The sequence below is a fragment of the Coprococcus sp. ART55/1 genome (genome assembly GCF_000210595.1).
Taxonomy (GTDB): Bacteria; Bacillota; Clostridia; order Lachnospirales; family Lachnospiraceae; genus Coprococcus; species Coprococcus aceti.
Genome location: NC_021018.1, coordinates 1,237,584 through 1,238,187, shown reverse-complemented (window position 1 = coordinate 1,238,187; position 604 = coordinate 1,237,584). Strand labels below are relative to the sequence as shown.

Sequence of the window (604 nt, the reverse complement as noted above, 5' to 3'; positions counted from 1 at the left end):
GCTCCCCCTGCTTCATTATTAGCAATTTGGATATTTCCGCCATGTCTTTCACTTAAAATCTTGCTAATATTCAGCCCTAATCCAAAATGTTCAGTAGATATATCTTTCGATGATTTATAAAATGGTAATGTCGCTTTTTCAATATCAATATTTTTAAACCCGCAACCATCATCTGAAACAGATATAACTAAATTATTATTCTCTATTACTGCGCTAATAGCAATATCACTTTTTGCGTATCTAATACTATTAGAGAGTAAATTTTCATAAATCTGCATGACTGTATTTAAATTGATAAACAAGGTTATATTATCACCGCTTGTAGTAATTGAAAAAATGTTTGTCATAACAAAGTGCTTCTGCTGTGTTATTAAAATTTCAATAAGTGCATGAAATGTAATCTGTTGCCGTGGAATATCAATATCCTCTAACCTATATAAGTTCGTCATAGCATTTACATATTTTTCAAGACGTGAAACATTTTTTGACATCACTGATATTTCATCTAATATTTCTTCTTGTGATACTAAGCCTTTGGGAATAAAGGAAAGCAGCATAGTAGCATGACCCTTTAGTAAAGTCAAAGGAGTGCGTAAGTCATGTG

The 604-nt window shown here is 31.3% G+C and carries 1 protein-coding gene; it reads right to left on the bottom strand.

Annotated features, from left to right (window positions below; all coding sequences use genetic code 11):
* Positions 1-604: sensor histidine kinase (locus tag CCU_RS05870; protein WP_208896358.1), on the bottom strand; the 604-nt coding region annotated here is incomplete at both ends.